Source organism: Pseudomonas sp. BO3-4, from assembly GCF_034044115.1.
Classification (GTDB): domain Bacteria; phylum Pseudomonadota; class Gammaproteobacteria; order Pseudomonadales; family Pseudomonadaceae; genus Aquipseudomonas; species Aquipseudomonas alloputida.
In genome coordinates this window covers 1,435,623-1,455,756 of the sequence record NZ_CP139018.1, presented here as the reverse complement: position 1 = coordinate 1,455,756, position 20,134 = coordinate 1,435,623, and the positions used below count along the sequence as shown (strand labels likewise).

The 20,134-nt window shown below is 63.4% G+C and carries 17 protein-coding genes; 11 read left to right on the top strand and 6 right to left on the bottom strand.

Annotated features, from left to right (window positions below):
• Positions 1-125: 125 nt before the first annotated feature.
• The gene (locus tag REH59_RS06735; protein WP_128573712.1) at positions 126-1,307 is read right to left on the bottom strand and encodes a trans-sulfuration enzyme family protein; all 1,182 of its coding nucleotides are present in this window, start codon (positions 1,305-1,307) and stop codon (positions 126-128) included.
• A gap of 92 nt (positions 1,308-1,399) precedes the next feature.
• Between REH59_RS06735 and REH59_RS06730 the strand changes: the two genes are divergently transcribed.
• The gene (locus REH59_RS06730) at positions 1,400-1,861 is read left to right on the top strand and encodes an Lrp/AsnC family transcriptional regulator (protein WP_003254691.1); all 462 of its coding nucleotides are present in this window, start codon (positions 1,400-1,402) and stop codon (positions 1,859-1,861) included.
• A gap of 109 nt (positions 1,862-1,970) precedes the next feature.
• Here the strand turns inward: REH59_RS06730 and REH59_RS06725 are convergent, their stop codons facing one another.
• Complete coding sequence (locus tag REH59_RS06725; RefSeq protein ID WP_014860695.1) at positions 1,971-4,301, bottom strand: FdhF/YdeP family oxidoreductase; 2,331 nt, start codon at positions 4,299-4,301, stop codon at positions 1,971-1,973.
• Positions 4,302-4,524: 223 nt separating this feature from the next.
• Here REH59_RS06725 and moaA point away from each other — a divergent pair, with 223 nt between their 5' ends.
• Together moaA and REH59_RS06715 are read left to right on the top strand one after the other, a co-directional pair.
• On the top strand, positions 4,525-5,529 hold the full coding sequence (moaA, locus tag REH59_RS06720; RefSeq protein ID WP_003254695.1) for a GTP 3',8-cyclase MoaA: 1,005 nt from the start codon (positions 4,525-4,527) through the stop codon (positions 5,527-5,529).
• 20 nt (positions 5,530-5,549) lie between these two features.
• Positions 5,550-6,449, top strand: a complete 900-nt coding sequence (locus tag REH59_RS06715; RefSeq protein ID WP_014860696.1) for a bestrophin family protein — start codon at positions 5,550-5,552, stop codon at positions 6,447-6,449.
• Between the two features lie 46 nt (positions 6,450-6,495).
• Here the strand turns inward: REH59_RS06715 and moaB are convergent, their stop codons facing one another.
• Positions 6,496-7,014 carry a molybdenum cofactor biosynthesis protein B gene (gene moaB / locus REH59_RS06710; RefSeq protein ID WP_014860697.1) on the bottom strand — a complete coding sequence of 173 codons (519 nt, stop codon included), beginning with the start codon at positions 7,012-7,014 and terminating at the stop codon, positions 6,496-6,498.
• Between the two features lie 141 nt (positions 7,015-7,155).
• On the opposite strand from moaB, the gene REH59_RS06705 reads away from it, so the two are divergent.
• Both REH59_RS06705 and REH59_RS06700 read left to right on the top strand, forming a co-directional pair.
• Positions 7,156-8,043: a LysR family transcriptional regulator gene (locus REH59_RS06705; protein ID WP_014860698.1), complete on the top strand. Its 888-nt coding sequence runs from the start codon at positions 7,156-7,158 to the stop codon at positions 8,041-8,043.
• Between the two features lie 153 nt (positions 8,044-8,196).
• Positions 8,197-9,069, top strand: a complete 873-nt coding sequence (locus REH59_RS06700) for a DUF6216 family protein (RefSeq protein ID WP_014860699.1) — start codon at positions 8,197-8,199, stop codon at positions 9,067-9,069.
• Here REH59_RS06700 and REH59_RS06695 read toward each other — a convergent pair.
• A complete protein-coding gene (locus tag REH59_RS06695; protein WP_014860700.1) occupies positions 9,056-9,829 on the bottom strand; it encodes an AraC family transcriptional regulator in 774 nt (257 codons plus the stop codon). The genes REH59_RS06700 and REH59_RS06695 overlap by 14 nt on opposite strands.
• 377 nt (positions 9,830-10,206) lie before the next feature.
• On the opposite strand from REH59_RS06695, the gene REH59_RS06690 reads away from it, so the two are divergent.
• The 5 genes from REH59_RS06690 to REH59_RS06670 all read left to right on the top strand — a co-directional run bounded on the left by REH59_RS06690 (position 10,207) and on the right by REH59_RS06670 (position 16,743).
• A complete protein-coding gene (locus tag REH59_RS06690; RefSeq protein ID WP_014860701.1) occupies positions 10,207-11,820 on the top strand; it encodes an APC family permease in 1,614 nt (537 codons plus the stop codon).
• Between the two features lie 23 nt (positions 11,821-11,843).
• Entirely contained in the window at positions 11,844-12,770 is a 927-nt protein-coding gene (locus REH59_RS06685) for a 4-hydroxyproline epimerase (RefSeq protein ID WP_014860702.1), read from the top strand.
• A gap of 46 nt (positions 12,771-12,816) precedes the next feature.
• Positions 12,817-13,764, top strand: coding sequence for a dihydrodipicolinate synthase family protein (locus REH59_RS06680; RefSeq protein ID WP_014860703.1), 948 nt, complete (start codon positions 12,817-12,819; stop codon positions 13,762-13,764).
• Between the two features lie 151 nt (positions 13,765-13,915).
• Positions 13,916-15,493, top strand: coding sequence for an aldehyde dehydrogenase (NADP(+)) (locus tag REH59_RS06675; RefSeq protein WP_014860704.1), 1,578 nt, complete (start codon positions 13,916-13,918; stop codon positions 15,491-15,493).
• Positions 15,494-15,495: 2 nt separating this feature from the next.
• Entirely contained in the window at positions 15,496-16,743 is a 1,248-nt protein-coding gene (locus REH59_RS06670; protein WP_014860705.1) for an NAD(P)/FAD-dependent oxidoreductase, read from the top strand.
• A 123-nt stretch (positions 16,744-16,866) separates the two neighbouring features.
• Here REH59_RS06670 and xenA read toward each other — a convergent pair whose 3' ends face one another.
• On the bottom strand, positions 16,867-17,958 hold the full coding sequence (xenA, locus tag REH59_RS06665; protein ID WP_012051488.1) for a xenobiotic reductase XenA: 1,092 nt from the start codon (positions 17,956-17,958) through the stop codon (positions 16,867-16,869).
• Positions 17,959-18,007: 49 nt separating this feature from the next.
• Between xenA and REH59_RS06660 the strand changes: the two genes are divergently transcribed.
• Positions 18,008-18,343, top strand: coding sequence for an ArsR/SmtB family transcription factor (locus tag REH59_RS06660; protein WP_003254716.1), 336 nt, complete (start codon positions 18,008-18,010; stop codon positions 18,341-18,343).
• 132 nt (positions 18,344-18,475) lie between these two features.
• On the opposite strand, the gene mqo is transcribed toward REH59_RS06660, so the two are convergent.
• Positions 18,476-20,113 (bottom strand): malate dehydrogenase (quinone), encoded by a 1,638-nt coding sequence (mqo, locus tag REH59_RS06655; RefSeq protein WP_003254718.1) that lies wholly within the window; start codon positions 20,111-20,113, stop codon positions 18,476-18,478.
• Positions 20,114-20,134: the final 21 nt, after the last annotated feature.

Below are 20,134 nucleotides of genomic sequence, written 5' to 3'. Positions count from 1 at the left end.
CGAAAGGGCCGGGCCTGCTGGCCAATGCCCCTGGCCGTTCACCGTTGCCGTCGCCTCCGTATTCGCGGGTAAACCCGCTCCTACCACCTGCAGGAGCGGGCGAGCCCGCGAAGAGGCCGGCAGCCCTACACAGCAACCAGCGCTTTCAACGCCCCATCCAGGTCCTCGACCAGGTCACGGTAATCCTCGATACCTACCGACAACCGCAACAGGTTCTCGCTGATCCCCATCACCCCTTTCTGCTCTGGGCTCAGCGAGCAGTGCGACATGCTCCAGGAATGGTTGATCATGCTTTCCACCCCACCCAGCGAGTCGGCCAGGACAAAGATCTGCAGCGCCTCCACCAGGCGGTTGAGCGCGGCGCGGTCGCCTTTCACTTTCATCGCCACCACCGCCCCGCCACTGCGCATCTGGCGTTTGCACAGCTCATACTGAGGGTGGCTTTCCAGCCCTGGGTAATACACCTGCTCGACCTGCGCGTGACCTTCCAGGAAGCGCGCCACCTGCAGGGCATTGGCACACTGGCGCTCCATGCGCACATCCAGGGTCTTCAGACCGCGCAGGGCCAGGTAGCAGTCGAACGGCCCCTGCACCGCCCCTATCGCCATGCTGATACGGCGCAGGCGCGCCAGCAACGCATCATTGGCCGCCACCACCACACCGCCGGTGAGGTCGGAGTGGCCACCGATGTACTTGCTGGCCGAGTGCATCACCAGGTCCACACCCAGGGTGATCGGACGCTGGTTCCACGGCGAGCAGAAGGTGTTGTCGATGCAGGTGAGGATGCCCTTGGCCTTGGCCAGGTCGCACACCGCCTTGATGTCGACCAGGTGCAGCAACGGGTTGGTCGGCGACTCGATCCAGATCAGCTGGGTTTGCGGCGTGATCGCAGCCGCTACGGCTTCAATGTCGTTGAGATCGACATAGGTGGTGGTCAGCCCGGAGGTGCGGCTGCGGTAATCTTCCATGATGCGGAACGTGCCACCGTACACGCCGTTCATCACCACCACGTGGGCATCCTTGGGCAGCAGCTCAAGCACGGTTGCGGTGGCATTGACCCCCGAGGCGCAGGCCACAGCGCCCACGCCTTCTTCCAGGGCAGCGACACAGGTTTCGTAGGCATGCCGGGTGGGGTTGCCGACGCGGCTGTAGGAATATTCCGGTTTATCGTCCAGGCTGCGCTTGGTGAACGAACTGGCGGTGACGATGGCCGGAAAAATGGCGTTATCGGCAACGCTGAACTGCTCGCCGGCGTGAATGGTACGGGTGGCGAAATTGCGCGGCTTGTCGGACATGGTCAGGCCCATTGGCAGAGTGAAAGCTGCAACTATCGCACAACCCAAATCATCTGGCCTTGGGGTAATCTGTGAAATATTTTTCTGCACGGCCAGCGCGCGATATGGACAGTTTCGACCAGCACATTCTTACCCTGCTACAGCGTGATGCCTCAATCTCGCTGAAGGACCTGGCCGAGGCCGTCAACCTGTCCACCACACCGTGCTGGAAGCGGGTCAAGCGCCTGGAGGAAGACGGCTACATCCTCGGCCGCGTCGCCCTGCTGGACCCCGAACGGCTGGGGTTGGGGCTTACCGTGTTCGTCCAGCTCAAGACCCAGCGCCATGACAGCGCATGGCTGGAGCAGTTTGCTGCGACGGTGACCGGGTTCGAGGAAGTGATGGAGTGCTACCGCATGTCCGGGGACTGGGACTACATGCTGCGGGTGGTGGTGGGTGATATTGCAGCGTATGACCGGTTCTACAAAAAGCTGATTACCCGTACCGATGGCCTATCGAACATCACCTCCAGTTTTGCCATGGAGCAGATGAAGTACACCACGGCTTACCCGGTGCATCGCGCCTGACCGGTGCTGGATTCTTCGCGGGCAACCTCACAGGATCACCTCAACCTCAAGCGCTGTGGGGTCCCGTAGGAGCGGGTTCACCCGCGAAGAGGCCAGCACAGGCACCCCATCAATCCGAGGCCAGCACCGCCGCAATGCGGTTCCCCGCCTTGGCTTTCACGACCTTGATCGCCACGAATTTCGAGGTCGGGGTATAGGTCCCCTCACCATAACTTTCCAGCGGTACCAACGGGTTGGTTTCCGGGTAATACGCCGCCGCCTGCCCCTCGGGCACGTCATACGCCACCAGGCGGAACCCGGACACCCGCCGCTCCACGCCATCCTCCCACAACGACACAAGGTCTACCTGCTCACCCGGTTCGAAGCCCAGGCGACGGATGTCCGCCTCATTGACGAACACCACTTCACGCAGGCCGAACACCCCACGGTAACGGTCGTCCAGGCCATACAGGGTGGTGTTGTACTGGTCGTGCGAACGCAGGGTCTGCAAAATCAGGTCGGGCTTGTCACCACGGGCCAGTACCTTGGCGTTGACCAGTTCCTCGGGCAGCGCGTGGGGCATGAAGCGGGCTTTGCCCGTGGCCGTGCGGAAGTTGCGATCGGCGGCATTGTTGCCAAGGTGGAACCCGCCGGGGCTGTTCAAGCGTTCATTGAAACCGGTAAAGCCCGGAATCACGTCAGCGATCATGTCGCGAATGCGGTTGTAATCGGCCACCGCGTGCTCCCAGTCGATCGGCTGGTTGCCCAGCGTGGCCTTGGCCATGCCGGCAATGATCCACGGTTCCGAGCGCATATGCGGCGAGCGCGGGCGCAACTGGCCGTGGGAGATGTGCACCATGCTGAAGGTGTCCTCCACGGTCACGCCTTGCGGCCCTTCGGCCTGCAGGTCGATTTCGGTACGGCCCAGGCACGGCAGGATCAGCGCATCGCGGCCGGTGACCAGGTGCGAGCGGTTGAGCTTGGTGGAAATCTGCACGGTCAACGCGCAGTTCTGCAGCGCCGCGTGGGTGCGCGCGGTGTCCGGGGTGGCTTGGGCAAAGTTGCCGCCCAGGCCGATGAACACCTTGGCCCGCCCCTCTTCCATAGCCTTGATCGCCAACACTGCGTTGTGCCCATGGGTACGCGGCACACTGAACTGGAAACGTTGTTCGATGGCATCGAGTAGCGCCGCCGAGGGTTTCTCGTCAATGCCCATGGTACGGTCACCCTGCACGTTACTGTGGCCACGCACCGGCGACAGGCCTGCGCCGGGCTTGCCGACGTTGCCACGCAGCAGCTGCAGGTTGACGATTTCCTGCACGGTCGGCACCGAATGGCGGTGCTGGGTGACGCCCATGGCCCAGCACATGATGACCCGCTCGGCCTTGCGGTACATGCGGGCGGCCAGCTCGATCTCGGCCAGGGTCAAGCCGGACTGTTTGACGATGTGCTCCCAGGACGTGGCGTCCACCGCCGCCAGGTAATCGTCGACGCCGCTGGTGTGCTCGGCGATGAAGGCATGGTCGAACACCGCCGGCTCGCCCTTGGCCTGCGCCTCGCGCTCCCATTGCAACAAGTACTTGGCAATACCGCGCATTGCCGCCATGTCCCCACCCAAGGCCGGGCGGAAGTAGGCGCTGGAGGTCGGCTCGGAGCCGTTGCTGAGCATTTCGAACGGGTGCTGCGGGTGCTGGAAGCGCTCAAGGCCACGCTCTTTCAGCGGGTTGAAGCAGACGACCTGGGCGCCACGCTTGACCGCTTCGCGCAGGGGTTCGAGCATGCGCGGGTGGTTGGTGCCGGGGTTCTGCCCGATGACGAATATCGCGTCGGCCAGCTCCAGATCGTGGAACACCACGGTGCCCTTGCCCACCCCGAGGGTTTCCGACATGCCCGCGCCGCTGGCTTCGTGGCACATGTTCGAGCAATCCGGGAAGTTGTTGGTGCCGTAGGCACGCACGAACAGCTGGTAAAGGAACGCCGCTTCGTTGCTGGCCCGGCCCGAGGTGTAGAATTCGGCTTCATCCGGCGACTGCAGCGCACGCAGGTGCCTGGCGACCAGCTCGAAGGCCTCCTGCCAGGTGGTTTCGACATAGTGGTCGGTGGCGGCGTCGTAGCGCATCGGGTGGGTGAGGCGGCCCTGGTATTCAAGCCAGTAGTCGGTCTGCTCCTTCAGCGCGCTGACGCTGTATTTGGCGAAGAAAGCCGGGTCGACCGAGCGGCCGGTGGCTTCCCAGTTGACCGCCTTGGCGCCGTTTTCGCAGAACTTGACCATGTCGCTTTCCGGCGACTCGCCCCAGGCACAGCCGGGGCAGTCGAAACCGCCGTTCTGGTTGGTCTTGAGCATGGCCCGCAGGTTCTTGAAGGCGTTGTCGCTGCCCAGCCAGCTCTTGGTCACGCTTTTGAGCGCCCCCCAGCCGGCAGCGGCGCCCTTGTAGTCCCTGATGTGTTCGTCCTGGCTCATGCGATGAATCCTCACGCTTCGATGCTTTTTTCCAGCCTATGGAGCGTGGGAAGGGGCGTCCAATCGAAAGATCTTACGGCGTGATAAGCGGTTTCGATCATGACCGGCCAGATGCCATACCAAGCGATAGAGGCCATCGATCAACCGGTCAGGCAAAGCAATTTGACGGCCTTGCGGCCAGGTTATAGCTTGGAGTCATGTCCCAACCCATTCGAGTGCGAACGTGGAACAGAACAGCCGGGCCCTGATCGACGGCTTCAACCGGAAAATCGACTACCTGCGGATGTCGGTCACCGACCGCTGTGACTTCCGTTGCGTGTACTGCATGGCCGAAGACATGCAGTTTCTGCCGCGCCAGCAAATCCTCAGCCTCGAAGAACTGTTCCAGGTGGCCGAACGCTTCGTCGCGCTGGGCACCCGAAAGATCCGCCTGACGGGTGGCGAGCCACTGGTACGCCAGGGCATCGTCGACCTGTGCGGGCGCATCGCCGCCCTGCCCGGCCTGCGCGAGCTGTGCCTGACCAGCAACGGCTCGCAACTCGGGCGCCTGGCTCAGCCGCTGTTCGACGCCGGGGTGACACGCCTGAACATCAGCCTGGATAGCCTGGATGCCGACCGTTTCAAGCAGCTGACCCGCACCGGCGACCTAGCCCAGGTAATCGCCGGCATCGACGCCGCACGCCAGGCCGGTTTCAAACGCACCAAGCTCAACTGCGTGGTACTCAAAGGCCGCAACGACCATGAACTGGTCGATCTGGTGCGCTTTGCCATCGAACGCGAGCTGGACATCACCTTCATCGAGGAAATGCCGCTGGGGGTGATAAGCGAGCATGAACGTGGCGAATCGTTCTGCTCCAGCGATGAAGTACGGGCACGCCTGGCCGAGCAGTTCACGCTGGTCGAATCGACCGAGTCGTCCATGGGGCCGGCCCGCTACTGGCGCCTGGCCGAAGCCGCGAACACCCGGGTCGGCTTCATTTCCCCGCACAGCCACAACTTCTGCGCCACCTGCAACCGCGTGCGCCTTACCGTCGAAGGCCGCCTGCTGCTGTGCCTGGGCAACGAACACTCGGTAGACCTCAAGCACGTGCTGCGCGCCCACCCTGGCAACCCCGAACGCCTGGAAAAGGCCATTCGCGACTCGCTGCACCTCAAGCCCTATCGCCATCATTTCGAAGTCGGTGGCGATGTGCAGATCCTGCGCTTCATGAATATGACCGGCGGCTGAGCAGCCGTCTCTGGACTTCCATGATCGTCCCACCCTCCACCGATGTGTTGCGCGTGTTGTTCACCCTCAAGGGGTCGATCGTCAAACGCATTGCCCTGCGTTGCCTGATGGTGACACTGCTGGCCGCGCTGATCGTGCTGGTCGAGCGGCATTATCCGGCGTATTTCTACCCGGTCAGCGCCACGCCGTTCACCTTGCTGGGCCTGTCGCTGTCGATCTTCATGAGCTTTCGAAACAATGCGTGCTACGACCGTTGGTGGGAGGGGCGCAAGGCCTGGGGCAAACTGATTATCGAAACCCGCTCGTTCGTGCGGGAAAGCGTGGCGATTACCGACGAAACACTGCGCGCCGAACTGCTGCGCAACCTGTGTGGTTTCGCCCATGCACTCAATGCCCGGCTGCGTAACGAGGACGAACGGGCAGCTGCCAGGCCGTGGCTGGCCAGGGCCGATGCGATCAGCCCGCACAATGTGTGCGACGGCATCCTGCGTGAAATCGGCGAACACTGTTCACGGTTGGCCGCACAGCAACAGATCAGCGAATGGCGCTACAACCTGCTGGAGCAGCGCCTGGTGGGCCTGACCGAAGTGCAGGCCACCTGTGAGCGGATCAAGGGCACACCCTTGCCGTTCCCCTACACGCTGCTGCTGCACCGTACTATCTACATTTTCTGCCTGCTGCTGCCGTTTGCCCTGGCCGAGCCACTGGGCTGGCTGGCACCGCTGTTCACCACCATCGTGGGGTACACGTTCTTCGGGCTGGATGCGATCGGCAACGAGCTGGAAGACCCGTTCGGGCGCGATGAGAACGATCTGCCGACCGATGCCATGGTGCGGACTGTGGAGCGCGATGTGCTGGCCGGGCTGGGGGAGCAGCAGCTACCTCCCGCCTTGTTGCCGGTGGGGTATGTGTTGAGCTGACCGTGGGTGGTTGCCTGTTCTGGCCTCTTCGCGGGTAAACCCGCTCCTACATCGGCAACAGGTGTTTGACGAAGTTGCAGGGCCGGTGCCGTGCATCCAGCTGCTCGACCAGAATCCCTTCCCAGGCGGTGCGGCAGGCTCCGGTCGAGCCCGGCAGGCAGCACACCAACGTGCGGTTGGACAACCCGGCCAACGCCCGGCTCTGCACGGTCGAGCTGCCAATATCGAGAATGGACAATGCCCGGAACAACTCGCCAAACCCATCGATACGCTTGTCCAGCAGGCACTCGACCGCTTCGGGTGTGCTGTCGCGCCCGGTAAAGCCGGTACCGCCGGTGATCAGCACCACCTGCACCTGTTCATCGGCAATCCAGCTGGCCACCTGAGCGCGGATCTTGTACAGGTCATCCTTGAGCAGCACTCGCGCCACCAGCCGGTGACCGACCTCGACCGAGCGGTTGGCCAGCAGCGCGCCGGAAGTATCGTTGTCGTAGGTACGGGTGTCGCTGACAGTCAGCACGGCGATGTTCAGCGGTACGAAGACCGCATCAAGTTGGACGCGCACGGTGAAGCTCCTTGAAGGGCATTTTCACCACGCTAGAGGCATACACCCAAAGGCGTCCAATCGATATGACGTACCGGCCGATCAATGACATCTATCGCAGACGTGGGTTAAGGTCTGCATAACCAGACGCCAGGCACTTCCATGGACATCAAGCAGCTCAAGTTCCTCATCGCCCTCGACCAGACCCGCCACTTCGGCCAGGCGGCGGCGCTGTGCCATATCACCCAACCGACGCTGTCCATGCGCCTGCGCAACCTGGAAGACGAACTGGACCTGGTGCTGGTCAAGCGGGGCCAGCGCTTCGAAGGTTTCACCGAGGCCGGCGAGCGCATCCTGGCCTGGGCCCGTACCCTGCTCGCCGCCCATGACGGCCTGCAGGCCGAGGCTGCCAGTTGCCGTGGCCAGGTGGTCGGCAGCCTGCGCCTGGGCACGGTGCCGCTGGCCAGTTTCAACCCCATGCACCTGCTGCTGCCCCTGCGCGAAAAATACCCCGAACTGCACTTTCAGCTCAGCTCGCTGAGTTCGGAACAGGTCATCGACGGCCTCAGCCGCAACCAGCTCGACCTGGGTATCTGCTACCTGGACCAGGTCAACACCAGCTTCTTCGAAGTGATCGAACTCGGCACCACCACCATGGGCCTGCTGCACGATACACGGCACTTCCAGTTCGCCAGCGACCGGCTGCGCTGGGACGAGCTTGGCGATATTCCGCTGGGGCTGCTGAGCAAAGGCATGCACTACCGCCAGTCGCTGGACCTGAGCTTCCGCAGCCGTGGCCTGGAGCCCAATGCGGTGCTTGAGAGCGACTCGAGCTTCCAGCTTATCCAGGCCATCAACACCGGCATATGTTGCGCGATCATGCCACTGGACTGCGGCCTGGAAGACCTCAGCGAGCACCTGCGCATCGTACCGGTGGCCGACGCCGCCATCCACAGCCCGGTCGGCCTGCTGCTGCGCCGCAGCGAGCCGCGCTCGGCAATTGCCGAGCAATGCTTTGCCGAGGCCCGTGCACTGTTCGCCCATTCTTGAGTGCGGCACTGATAATCACGAAATCTCCTACAGAAGACTCAGAACTTTCTCTAACGACAGGTCATCTTAAGCGCTTTTATCATCGTCGCCTTATCGGAACCGCCGGGCTACAGCACAAGTAAAAGGCCCGCTTACATCGTTAATGGAGCTGACATGACCACTGCCAACAATCTGGCCTCAACATTCTGGAGCGTAGAAACGTTCGTCCCATTGGCCGGCATCGGCGGGCCAATACTGCTGTTGCTGCTGGTGTGGTTCATCTACAGACGTGCCGGTTCGCTGTACTTTCTTCGCGACCTTATCTGGCGCATCTTTGGTGGCACCACCGAGTTCCACACCCACTCGCAGTTGAACAAACTGCGCAAGGAACTGCGGGAAATCGAGTATTTTCGCTATGAATTCAATATCCCCGCCAAGAACCTGCATGAAGCCAGCCTGGCCCACCGCTGGATCGTCGACAATGGCTTTACGCCCGGCGATCTGAGCCGTAGCCGCGCCTACATCGACTGGAGCGATTTCAGCGCCCCGAGGTTCGCTACCGCACGGCTCTCCCAGAATCGCTTCAAGAGATTATTCGCCCTCTTGGCCGTATTGGGTGCGCTGATGTTTCCCCTGTCGATGGCAAACCAGTCGGAATACATGATGGTATGGCTGAAAAATGACCCAAAATCACCGGCTTTCTACCTGTCGCAGCAGGACATCAAGTTTGAAATGTGGTTTCCGGATGAAAAGCTGACACTGGACAAGTGCCGGTCTTCTAATAGCCTGGCACCCTTTACCCGCTACCTGCCCGAAGAAAAGCTTGACACCATCTGCTCGTTCTTCATGGACCCCGACTACGCAGCGCAAGTTGAAAAAGGCCTGAAGGGTCAGCGTGGGCTTCTGACAGGTTTGGCCGCGATAATGTTCGTCGGCCTGGTGCTGGTCGTGCTCAAACTGTCGCGCATGGAGCGCGCGCAAAAGCTCTACAAACGCTGGCAGGCAAACATCACCACACCCGCGGCGTCTTCGCCTACAGCGCCGTAGCCTGGCGGTACTGGCGTGGCGTAAAGCCGGTCAGTTGCTTGAACTGGCGGCTGAAAGCGCTGTGGTCAGTGTAGCCGCAGCGCATCGCCACTTCAGTGATCGGCAGCTCCGAATGCAGCAGGCGATGGGCATGCTCCAGGCGCGCCTTGTGGATCATCTGCCGGGGCGTGAGGTGGAACACCCGCTTGCAATAGCGCTCCAGCTGGGCCACGGAAATACCGGCGATGCGGGTCAGCTCGCCCATGCTGATCGGCTGGTGAAAATGCTGGCGAATGTGCTCGTCCACCGCAGCCAGGCGCTGGTAAGCGGGGTGGCTGTCGGCGGCTGACTGCAGGTCGACCGAAATACCAACCAGGCCGATGATCTCGCCCGCCTGGTTGTACAGCGGGCGCTTGTGGGTCAGGCACCAGCCGGGTTCACGGCTGCCGTACAGGTGCAGCTCCAGTTGGTCCTCCAGCACCATCCCTTCCTTGAGCACCCGGCGGTCCTGCTCGGTGTACCCGGGGCCCAGCTGTGCCGGGAACACTTCGGCGCTGGTCTTGCCCAGCAGCGGTTGCAAGCGCTTGAGGCCGCAGCGCTGGACCAAGGTGTTGTTGGCCAGCACGTAGCGGGCGGCCGGGTCCTTGATGAAGATTGCGGCGTTGGGGATGGCGTCGAGCATCGGCAGCAACAGCGATACACCGGCGAGCAGGGCCTCGAGGGTGGCGGGGCGGTGCTGGTCGAGGGACTGGTAGAGGGTTGCCAGGGGGGCGTCGGTCATCTGTCGGTTCTCTGCTGGCTGGGCCGGCCTCTTCGCGGGTGAACCCGCTCCTACAGGGCCCCCACAGATTTTGAATTCTGCGCCGTACCTGTAGGAGCGGGTTCACCCGCGAAAGGGCCGGCACTAGCACTGCATCTCTCAAACCCTTATCCGGTATGGCTTTGAGCCTATCCTCCCGCTTTGCGCCTTACCACTGTTTTTCTGCAACTGTGCCGATTTCGTCATCCCCCTTGCAGAAAACCATCAAGAACCGCCGCCCCGACCGGTTCACTCTATGCCCCACGCAAGCCGCCCAAGTCCTACAAGAGCGCGGCCCAAAAAGCCGCATCTCGTGACATCAGACCTGCCTATCCAATAACCAACAAAAAGGCGAACCCATGTCAGGCAAATTCAAAAAACAGTTATCACTGCTGGACCTCACCTTCATCGGCCTAGGGGCCATTTTCGGCTCCGGCTGGCTGTTCGCCGCCAGCCACGTGTCGGCCATCGCCGGCCCGGCCGGCATCCTCTCCTGGTTTCTCGGCGGGTTCGCCGTACTGCTGCTGGGTATCGTCTACTGCGAGCTGGGCGCCGCGCTGCCACGTGCCGGCGGCGTGGTGCGCTACCCGGTTTACTCGCACGGCCCACTGCTCGGCTACCTGATGGGTTTCATCACCCTGATCGCCTTTTCCAGCCTGATCGCCATCGAAGTGGTCGCCTCACGCCAATACGCCGCCGCCTGGTTCCCCGGGCTGACCAAGGCCGGCTCCAGCGACCCAACCGTGCTCGGCTGGCTGGTGCAGTTCGCCCTGTTGGGGCTGTTCTTCTTCCTCAACTACCGCAGCGTGAAAACCTTCGCCAAGGCCAACAACCTGGTCAGCGTGTTCAAGTTCATCGTGCCGCTGCTGGTGATCGGCGTGCTGTTCACCTTCTTCAAGCCAGAAAACTTCGAGGTCCAGGGCTTTGCCCCGTTCGGCCTGTCCGGGGTGGAAATGGCCGTATCCGCCGGCGGCATCATCTTCGCCTACCTGGGCCTGACGCCGATCATTTCGGTGGCCAGCGAGGTCAAGAACCCGCAGCGCACCATCCCGATTGCGCTGATTCTTTCGGTGTTGCTGTCCACCGCGATCTACGCTTTGCTGCAACTGGCCTTCCTCGGCAGCGTGCCGACCGAAATGTTGGCCAACGGCTGGGCCAGCGTGACCAAGGAACTGGCCCTGCCCTACCGTGACATCGCCCTGGCGCTGGGTGTGGGCTGGCTGGCCTACCTGGTGGTGGCCGACGCAGTGATCTCGCCAAGCGGCTGCGGCAACATCTACATGAACGCCACCCCGCGCGTGATCTATGGCTGGGCGCAGACCGGCACCTTCTTCAAGTACTTCACCCGCATCGATGCAGAGTCCGGCATCCCGCGCCCGGCCCTGTGGCTGACATTTGGCCTGTCGGTGTTCTGGACCCTGCCCTTCCCGTCGTGGGAAGCGCTGATCAACGTGGTATCCGCCGCTCTGGTACTGAGCTACGCCGTGGCCCCGGTCAGCGTCGCCGCCCTGCGCCGCAATGCACCACACATGCCGCGCCCGTTCCGGGTCAAGGGCATGGCTGTGCTCGGCCCGCTGTCGTTCATCATCGCCGCGCTGATCGTGTACTGGTCGGGCTGGAACACCGTGTCGTGGCTGCTGGCCCTGCAGATCGTGATGTTCGTGCTGTACCTGCTGTGCAGCCGCTTCGTGCCCACCCAGCACCTTTCGCTGGCCCAGCAAGTTCGCTCGTCGGCGTGGCTGATCGGGTTCTATGCGCTGACCATCCTGCTGTCGTGGCTGGGCAGCTTCGGCGGCCTGGGGGTAATCGGCCACCCGCTCGACACCGTGGCCGTGGCTGCCTGCGCGCTGGGTATCTACTACTGGGGCGCGGCCACTGGCGTGCCTGCCCACCTGGTGCGCCTGGAAGGCGAGGACGAAAGCGAAGCCTGCGCTGAAACCTATACCGGCCGCCCTGCTGCCGTCGCTTCCTGATCTTTTACGCAAGGGACAAGCCCATGAAACAGATTCACGTCATCGACTCCCACACTGGCGGCGAACCAACCCGCCTGGTGATGAAGGGCTTTCCGCAACTGCACGGCCGCAGCATGGCCGAACAGCGCGACGAACTGCGCGAGCTGCACGACCGGTGGCGCCGCGCCTGCCTGCTGGAGCCACGCGGCAACGATGTGCTGGTTGGCGCACTGTACTGCCCGCCAGTGTCGGCCGACGCCACCTGCGGGGTGATCTTCTTCAACAACGCCGGCTACCTGAACATGTGCGGTCACGGCACCATCGGCCTGGTCGCCTCGCTACAGCACCTGGGCCTGATCGCACCGGGTGTGCACAAGATCGACACCCCGGTCGGCCAGGTCAGCGCCACCCTGCATGAAGACGGCGCCATCACCGTCGCCAACGTGCCCTCCTACCGCTACCGCCAGCATGTGGCGGTGAATGTGCCCGGCCATGGCGTGGTGCACGGCGACATCGCCTGGGGCGGCAACTGGTTCTTCCTCGTTGCCGAACACGGCCAGCGCATCGAGCTGGATAACCGCGAGGTGTTGACCGAGTACACCTGGGCCATGCTCAAGGCGCTCGAAGCCCAAGGCATCACCGGCGAAAACGGCGCGCCCATCGACCATGTCGAGCTGTTCGCCGACGACGCCAACGCCGACAGCCGCAACTTCGTGATGTGCCCCGGCAAGGCCTACGACCGCTCCCCATGCGGCACAGGCACCAGCGCCAAGCTGGCCTGCCTGGCCGCCGACGGCACGCTTGCCGAAGGCCAGACCTGGGTGCAGGCCAGCATCACCGGCAGCCAGTTTCACGGCCGTTACGAGCGCGACGGCGAGCGTATTCGACCGTTCATCACCGGCCGTGCCCACATGACCGCCGACAGCACCCTGCTGATCGACGAACAGGACCCGTTCGCCTGGGGCATCTGAGCCCCAGGCCTTTTGACCAAACCCAATTTCGCCAGGAGTAACAACAATGACCAACAACATTTTCACCGGCACCATGCCCGCCCTGATGACCCCATGCACCGCCGAGCGCAAGCCGGACTTCGACGCCTTGGTGCGCAAGGGCCGCGAACTGATCGAAGCCGGCATGAGCGCGGTGGTGTACTGCGGCTCGATGGGTGACTGGCCGCTGCTGACCGAGGCCGAGCGCCAGGAAGGCGTGGCGCGCCTGGTGGCGGCCGGTATCCCGACCATCGTCGGCACGGGCGCAGTCAACACCCGTGAGGCAGTGTCGCATGCCGCCCACGCCGCCAAGGTCGGTGCCGCCGGCCTGATGGTCATCCCTCGCGTGCTCAGCCGCGGCGCCTCGCTGATCGCCCAGAAGCATCACTTCTCGGCCATTCTGGCTGCCGCGCCGAAGCTGCCGGCGGTGATCTACAACAGCCCCTACTACGGCTTTGCCACCCGCGCCGACCTGTTCTTCGAACTGCGTAGCGCGTTCCCCAACCTGATCGGTTTCAAGGAGTTCGGCGGTGGCGCCGACCTGCGCTATGCCGCCGAGCACATCACCTCCAAGGATGACGATGTCACCCTGATGGTCGGTGTCGACACCCAGGTGGTGCATGGCTTCGTCAACTGCAACGCCACCGGCGCCATCACCGGCATCGGCAATGCGCTGCCGCGCGAAGTGCTGCAACTGGTGAGCCTGAGCAAACAGGCTGCCAAAGGCGACGCCCGGGCCCGGCGCCTGGCGCGCGAGCTGGAAGCGGCGCTGGCGGTACTGTCGTCGTTCGACGAGGGCTGCGACCTGGTGTTGTATTACAAGCACTTGATGGTGCTCAACGGCGACACCGAGTACAGCCTGCACTTCAACGAGACCGACGTACTGACCGACGCTCAGCGCAACTATGCCAAACAGCAGTACGCGCTGTTCCGCAGCTGGTATGCCAGCTGGTCGGCTGAGCAGAACATCGCCTGAGCAGCCACTGCTCTCCCTGTGGGAGCGGGCGTGCCCGCGAATCAGGCGACCCCGTGCATGGCACCGGCTTCGCCGGTGTTCGCGGGTGAACCCGCTCCTACAGAGGTCGTAATCCCCCCATGCATCTGCATTAGATTTCCAAGGAGGCTACATGCCCCTCACAGGCAACCTGCTGATCGGCCAGAGGCCGGTAACCGGCAGCCGCGACGCCATCCGTGCCATCGACCCAACCACCGGTCAGACGTTGGAGCCGGCCTACCTCGGCGGCACAGGCGAACACGTGGCCCAGGCCTGCGCGCTGGCCTGGGCGGCATTCGACGCCTACCGCGAAACCTCGCTCGAACAACGAGCAGACTTCCTTGAAGCCATCGCCACACAGATCGAGGCCCTCGGCGATGCCCTGATCGACCGCGCCGTGGCCGAAACCGGCCTGCCCAAGGCGCGCATTCAGGGCGAGCGTGGTCGTACCTGCACCCAGCTACGCACCTTTGCCCGTGTAGTGCGGGCCGGCGAATGGCTGGACGTGCGGGTCGACAGCGCCCTGCCTGAGCGCCAGCCCCTTCCCCGCGCTGATTTGCGCCAGCGCCAGGTGGCCCTGGGGCCAGTCGCCGTGTTCGGCGCCAGCAATTTCCCGCTGGCCTTCTCGGTGGCCGGTGGTGACACCGCGTCGGCATTGGCCGCTGGCTGCCCCGTGGTGGTCAAGGCCCACAGTGCCCACCCCGGCACCAGTGAGCTGGTCGGCCAGGCAGTGGCGCAAGCAGTGAAGCAGTGCGCGTTACCGAACGGTGTGTTCTCGCTGCTTTATGGCTCGGGCCGTGAAGTGGGCATTGCCCTGGTCAGCGACCCGCGTATCAAGGCCGTTGGTTTCACCGGCTCGCGCAGCGGTGGCATGGCGCTGTGCCAAGCCGCCCAGGCGCGCCCGGAGCCCATCCCGGTGTATGCAGAAATGAGTTCGATCAACCCGGTGTTCCTGTTCGACGCCGCCCTGCAAGCCCGTGCCGAAGCACTGGCACAAGGTTTCGTCGCCTCGCTGACCCAGGGCGCCGGCCAGTTCTGCACCAACCCTGGCCTGGTAATCGCCCGGCAGGGGCCGGCCCTGCAGCGGTTCATCACTGCAGCCGCCGGTTACGTGCAGCAGGCCGCCGCCCAAACCATGCTCACCCCTGGCATTTTCAGTGCCTACCAGGCCGGTATCGCAGCCCTGGCAGACAACCCCCATGCCCAAACCATCGCCAGTGGCCAAACCGATCAGGGCCCCAACCAGTGCCAGGCACAGTTGTTCGTGACCCAGGCCGAAGCGTTTCTCGCCGACCCGGCGTTGCAGGCTGAAGTGTTCGGTGCAGCGTCGCTGGTCGTTGCCTGCACCGACGATGAGCAGGTCCGCCAGGTAGCCGAACACCTGGAAGGTCAGCTGACCGCTACCCTGCAACTGGACGAGGCCGACATCGACAGCGCTCGCGCCCTGCTCCCCACCCTTGAGCGCAAGGCCGGGCGCATTCTGGTCAATGGCTGGCCGACGGGCGTCGAGGTGTGCGATGCCATGGTCCACGGCGGGCCGTTCCCGGCCACTTCCGATGCCCGCACCACCTCGGTGGGCACCGCGGCGATCCTGCGTTTCCTGCGCCCGGTTTGCTATCAGGACTTCCCCGATGCGCTGCTGCCGCAGGCATTGAAACACGGCAACCCGCTGCAACTGCGGCGCCTGCTAGATGGCAAACGGGAAGGCTGAGCATGCTCGAAACCGCTGAAACCGATATTGCCGTGGTCGGCGCAGGCATCGTCGGCGTCGCCTGTGCCTTGCAACTGGCCCGCCAGGGCCGTCGGGTAACCCTGGTCGACCGCCAGGCACCCGGCCTTGGCGCGTCCTTCGGCAATGCCGGGCACCTGGCAACCGAGCAAGTGTTCCCGATTGCCGACCTGTCGATCCTCAAGCGCCTGCCTCGCATGCTGCTCGACCCGATGGGCCCGCTGCGCCTGGACTGGAAATACCTGCCCAAAGCCATGCCGTGGTTCACCCGGCTGCTGCTCAACCTGCGCCCGGCGCCGTTCCAGCGCAGCGTGGCGGGCATCCGCACGTTGAACGAAGGCAGCCTGGGCGCCTGGCAACGGCTGTTGGGCTCGATCGGGCGCAGCGAGTTGTTTCAAGAGGATGGTTCGTTGCTGGTGTTCGAGAAGCCTGAGTCACGCCAGGCGTTGGAGGCGTTGTGCACACGCATGCAACAGCAGGCGGTGCCGGTGGACTTCTGGTCGGCCGAAACCGTGCGCGAAGCGGCGCCGCAACTCAGCCCGTCACTGTTGGGCGGGCTGTTCTTCCCGCGCACCGGGCACTTCATCGACCCTTATCGGGTGGTGTGCGAATTGTTCGAAGCGGCCAAGGCCAGTGGGGTGCGCTTTGTCCAGGCGCAGGTCGATGGCGGGCAGTTGCACAGTGCCGGCGTGAGCCTTGCCAGCGACCAAGGCATGCTCAATGCCCGCCAGGTGCTTGTCAGCTGTGGCGCCCATTCTGCAAAACTGACTGCCGCGCTGACAGGCACGCGGGTGCCGCTGGATACCGAACGCGGCTACCACCTGATGTTGCCGGGTGAGCACCAGCGCCTGCCGTTTGCAGTCACCTCGCTTGAACGCAAATTCATCATGACGCCCATGGCCGAAGGCTTGCGCCTGGCGGGCACAGTGGAGTTTGCCGGGCTGCAGGCACCGCCGAGCATGCAGCGGGCGTGGCAGTTGCACCGGTTGAGCAAGGGGTTGTTCCGGCACGACTTGAGCGTCGAAGGGGCAACGCCGTGGATGGGTTTCAGGCCTTCGTTGCCGGACTCATTGCCCGTGATCGACAGGGTGTGCGATGGGCGGGTGCTGTTGGCGTTTGGGCATCAGCACCTGGGGTTGACCCAGGCGGCGGTGACGGCGGAATGGGTGGGGCGGTTGGCTGAGCAGGCTGATGGGCCTGAGATGGGCGCATACCGACTGGACCGGTTTTAGCCTCTACCGGCCCATTCGCGGGCAAGCCCACTCCCACAGGGAGGGTGCAGTATCTGAAACCTGCGGTGTCTCTGTGGGTGCGGGCTTGCCCGCGAATGGGCTGCAAAGCAGCCCCTCCAAGGCTCAGCGGTAACGCTCGAGCCAGTGCGCATAAGGCGCTGGCAAGGTCCAGGACGCTTTTTCCACCCCCAGCTCCTTGGCCGCGAAGTAAGCCCAGTGCGGGTCGGCCAGGTGCGCGCGCCCTACCGAAACCAGATCCAGCTGGTTGGCCTGCAATGCGGCCTCCGCCAACTGCGGCGTACCAAAGCCCCACGCCGACGTCACGGGCAGCTTCGCTTCGCGGCGCACGCGCTCGGCAATCGGCCCCATGAACGCTGGCCCCCAGGGGATGTGGGTGTCGGGAATGGTGAAGCCGACACTCACGCTCAGCAGGTCGAGCCCACCGGCCTTGAAGCGACGGGCCAGTTCGATCGACTCTTCCAGGGTCTGCTCATCGCGGCCATCGTATTCCAACACACCAAAGCGCGCGGTCAGCGGCAGGTTCTCCGGCCACACTTCGCGCACGGCGGCCAGTGTTTCCAGCAGGAAGCGGCTGCGATTTTCGAAGCTGCCACCGTAGGCATCGGTGCGCTTGTTGGAGTGCTCGGAGAAGAAGCTCTGGCCCAGGTAGCCATGGGCAAAGTGCAGTTCTATCCACTCGAAGCCGGCATCACGCGCACGGCGGGCGGCATCGACGAAGTCCTGCTTGACCCGGGCGATATCGTCCAGCGTCATTTCGCGTGGCACTTTCGGCAGGTGCGCGCCAAAGGCAATGGCAGACGGGGCAATGGTCTCCCAGCCGCGCGCGTCGTCGGCGGCAATGTGGTCATCACCCTCCCACGGGCGGTTGGCGCTGGCCTTGCGCCCGGCGTGGGCGATCTGGATACCCGGCACGGAGCCGGCAGCCTTGATGGCCTGCACCACCGGTACGAACGCCTGAGCGTGGGCATCGCTCCAGATACCGGCGCAACCCGGGGTGATACGCCCTTCCGGCGCCACAGCAGTGGCCTCGACCACCAGCAAACCGGCACCACCACGGGCCAAGCCGGCCAGGTGAACGTGGTGCCAGTCGTTGATCATGCCGTCTTCGGCCATGTACTGGCACATCGGCGGAATGGCGATACGGTTACGCAGGGTGACGTCTTTGAGGGTGTAGGGTTCGAACAGTGCGGACATGGGAAACTCCGGGTTCAATTGAATACTGTTGTTCGATCATAATCGAACTATGGCAATTAATGAAACCCCCGTTATCATGTCAACCATGCGAGCCTATAAACATCCCAACCCCGACGACCTCATCCTTGAACGCCTGCTCTATGCGCTCAGCGACCCCGTGCGCCTGGAAATCGTCCGCCACCTGGCCGGCGTGGCCGAGGCCAGCTGTGGCGAGCTGGATGGAGGTCGGCCGAAGTCGAGCATGTCCCACCACTTCCGTGTGTTGCGTGATGCAGGGCTGGTGCAAACCCGCAATGTGGGGACTACCCATATGAATTCGCTGCGTAGCGAGATGCTGGGCGAGCGGTTTCCCGGGCTGCTGGAGTGCATCCTGCGCCAGCAGTGATACCTGTGCAGGCCTCTTCGCGGGTGAACCCGCTCCTACCAGGGATGGCGATAAGCCTGAGGGTTGCGCTGGGCTTGGCAACAAAAAAGCCACGAGGTCTCCCCCGTGGCTTTCTTTCACAACAATGGCCGGTTACAGCGCCATGTCGTTCTCAGGCTTGCTCTCAACCGGCTTGCTTGCCGCGCCACCGAATTCAACGCTGGCGTCGATCACAGGCGGTTTACCCAGTTGCAGCACTTCAGCGGTGTAGTTCCACTCTTTCTGGGTGGCCGCTGCCGAATCGTTCAGCTTGGTGCCGTAGCTCGGCACGATTTCCTTGATCTTGGCCTGCCACTCCGGGGTAGCGACCTTGTCCTTGAACACGGTTTCCAGCACGTTCAGCATGATCGGCGCAGCGGTCGAAGCACCTGGCGAGGCACCCAGCAGACCCGCGATGGTGCGGTCTTCGGAAGCCACCACTTCGGTACCCAGCTTCAGCACGCCGCCCTTGTCGGCATCACGCTTGATGATCTGCACACGCTGGCCGGCCTGCCACAGGCGCCAGTCTTCCTTCTTGGCATTCGGGAAGTAGGTGCGCAGGGCTTCGAAGCGGTCATCGTCAGACAGCATCAGCTGGCCAGCGAGGTACTCGACCAGCGGATACTGGTCGATACCCACCTTGGTCATCGGCCACACGTTGTGGGTGGTGGTGCTGCTCAGCAGGTCCAGGTAAGAACCGTTCTTCAGGAACTTGGTCGAGAAGGTAGCGAACGGGCCAAACAGGATGACGCGCTTGCCGTCCAGCACGCGGGTGTCCAGGTGCGGGACCGACATGGGTGGCGCACCGGTCGAGGCAATGCCATAGGCCTTGGCCATGTGCTGCATGGCCACGGTCGGGTTCTCGGTCACCAGGAACGAGCCACCCACCGGGAAGCCTGCGTATTCCTTGGCTTCCGGGATGCCCGACTTCTGCAGCAGCTTCAGCGCGCCGCCGCCGGCACCGATGAACAGGAACTTGGCGTCGGTGGCCGACTCGGTACCGTCCTTCAGGTTCTTGTACTCGACGTGCCAGGAGCCGTCCTTGTTGCGGGTGATGTCCTGCACTTCGCTGGACAGCTTCAGCTCGAAGCCTTTCTGGGTCTGCAGGTGGCCAACGAACTGGCGGGTGATCTCGCCAAAGTTGACGTCGGTGCCGATCGGCGTCCAGGTCACGGCCAGCTTCTGGTTCGGGTCGCGGCCTTCCATCATCAGCGGGACCCACTTGGCGATCTGCGCGTGGTCCTCGGAGTACTGCATCGGACGGAACAGCGGGCTGGCCTGCAGCGCGTCGTAACGCTTCTTGAGGAACTTGATGTTGTCATCGCCCCACACGAAGCTCATGTGCGGGGTGGTGTTGATGAACGAGTGCGGGTTCTTCAGCACGCCCTGGCGTACCTGCCACGACCAGAACTGGCGGGAAATCTGGAAGGCTTCGTTGATTTCGATGGCCTTGGAGATGTTGACGTTGCCGTCCTTGTCTTCCGGGGTGTAGTTCAGCTCGGCCAGCGCGGAGTGGCCGGTACCGGCGTTGTTCCAGCCGTTGGAGCTTTCTTCGGCCACGCCATCCAGGCGCTCGACCATTTCCATCGACCAGCTTGGCTCCAACTCGTGCAGCCACACGGCCAGGGTGGAGCTCATGATGCCGCCGCCGACCAGCAGCACGTCTACTTTCTTGGTTTCTGCAGCGTGCGCTTGCATGACGCTTGCAGCGACCGCCAGACCCAGCAAGGTCTTGCCAGCTTTCTTGAACATTGATCAATTCCAGTCAGGAGA

What these genes read in the sequence shown, in the direction of transcription:
- REH59_RS06675 (WP_014860704.1), top strand. Translation starts at nt 13,916, where the DNA reads ATGCCCCTCACAGGCAACCTGCTGATCGGCCAGAGGCCGGTAACCGGC.
- REH59_RS06670 (WP_014860705.1), top strand. Translation starts at nt 15,496, where the DNA reads ATGCTCGAAACCGCTGAAACCGATATTGCCGTGGTCGGCGCAGGCATC.
- REH59_RS06695 (WP_014860700.1), bottom strand. Translation starts at nt 9,829, where the DNA reads ATGACCGACGCCCCCCTGGCAACCCTCTACCAGTCCCTCGACCAGCAC.
- REH59_RS06725 (WP_014860695.1), bottom strand. Translation starts at nt 4,301, where the DNA reads ATGAGCCAGGACGAACACATCAGGGACTACAAGGGCGCCGCTGCCGGC.
- REH59_RS06735 (WP_128573712.1), bottom strand. Translation starts at nt 1,307, where the DNA reads ATGGGCCTGACCATGTCCGACAAGCCGCGCAATTTCGCCACCCGTACC.
- REH59_RS06680 (WP_014860703.1), top strand. Translation starts at nt 12,817, where the DNA reads ATGACCAACAACATTTTCACCGGCACCATGCCCGCCCTGATGACCCCA.
- REH59_RS06705 (WP_014860698.1), top strand. Translation starts at nt 7,156, where the DNA reads ATGGACATCAAGCAGCTCAAGTTCCTCATCGCCCTCGACCAGACCCGC.
- REH59_RS06700 (WP_014860699.1), top strand. Translation starts at nt 8,197, where the DNA reads ATGACCACTGCCAACAATCTGGCCTCAACATTCTGGAGCGTAGAAACG.
- REH59_RS06715 (WP_014860696.1), top strand. Translation starts at nt 5,550, where the DNA reads ATGATCGTCCCACCCTCCACCGATGTGTTGCGCGTGTTGTTCACCCTC.
- mqo (WP_003254718.1), bottom strand. Translation starts at nt 20,113, where the DNA reads ATGTTCAAGAAAGCTGGCAAGACCTTGCTGGGTCTGGCGGTCGCTGCA.
- REH59_RS06730 (WP_003254691.1), top strand. Translation starts at nt 1,400, where the DNA reads ATGGACAGTTTCGACCAGCACATTCTTACCCTGCTACAGCGTGATGCC.
- REH59_RS06685 (WP_014860702.1), top strand. Translation starts at nt 11,844, where the DNA reads ATGAAACAGATTCACGTCATCGACTCCCACACTGGCGGCGAACCAACC.
- REH59_RS06660 (WP_003254716.1), top strand. Translation starts at nt 18,008, where the DNA reads ATGGCAATTAATGAAACCCCCGTTATCATGTCAACCATGCGAGCCTAT.
- xenA (WP_012051488.1), bottom strand. Translation starts at nt 17,958, where the DNA reads ATGTCCGCACTGTTCGAACCCTACACCCTCAAAGACGTCACCCTGCGT.
- REH59_RS06690 (WP_014860701.1), top strand. Translation starts at nt 10,207, where the DNA reads ATGTCAGGCAAATTCAAAAAACAGTTATCACTGCTGGACCTCACCTTC.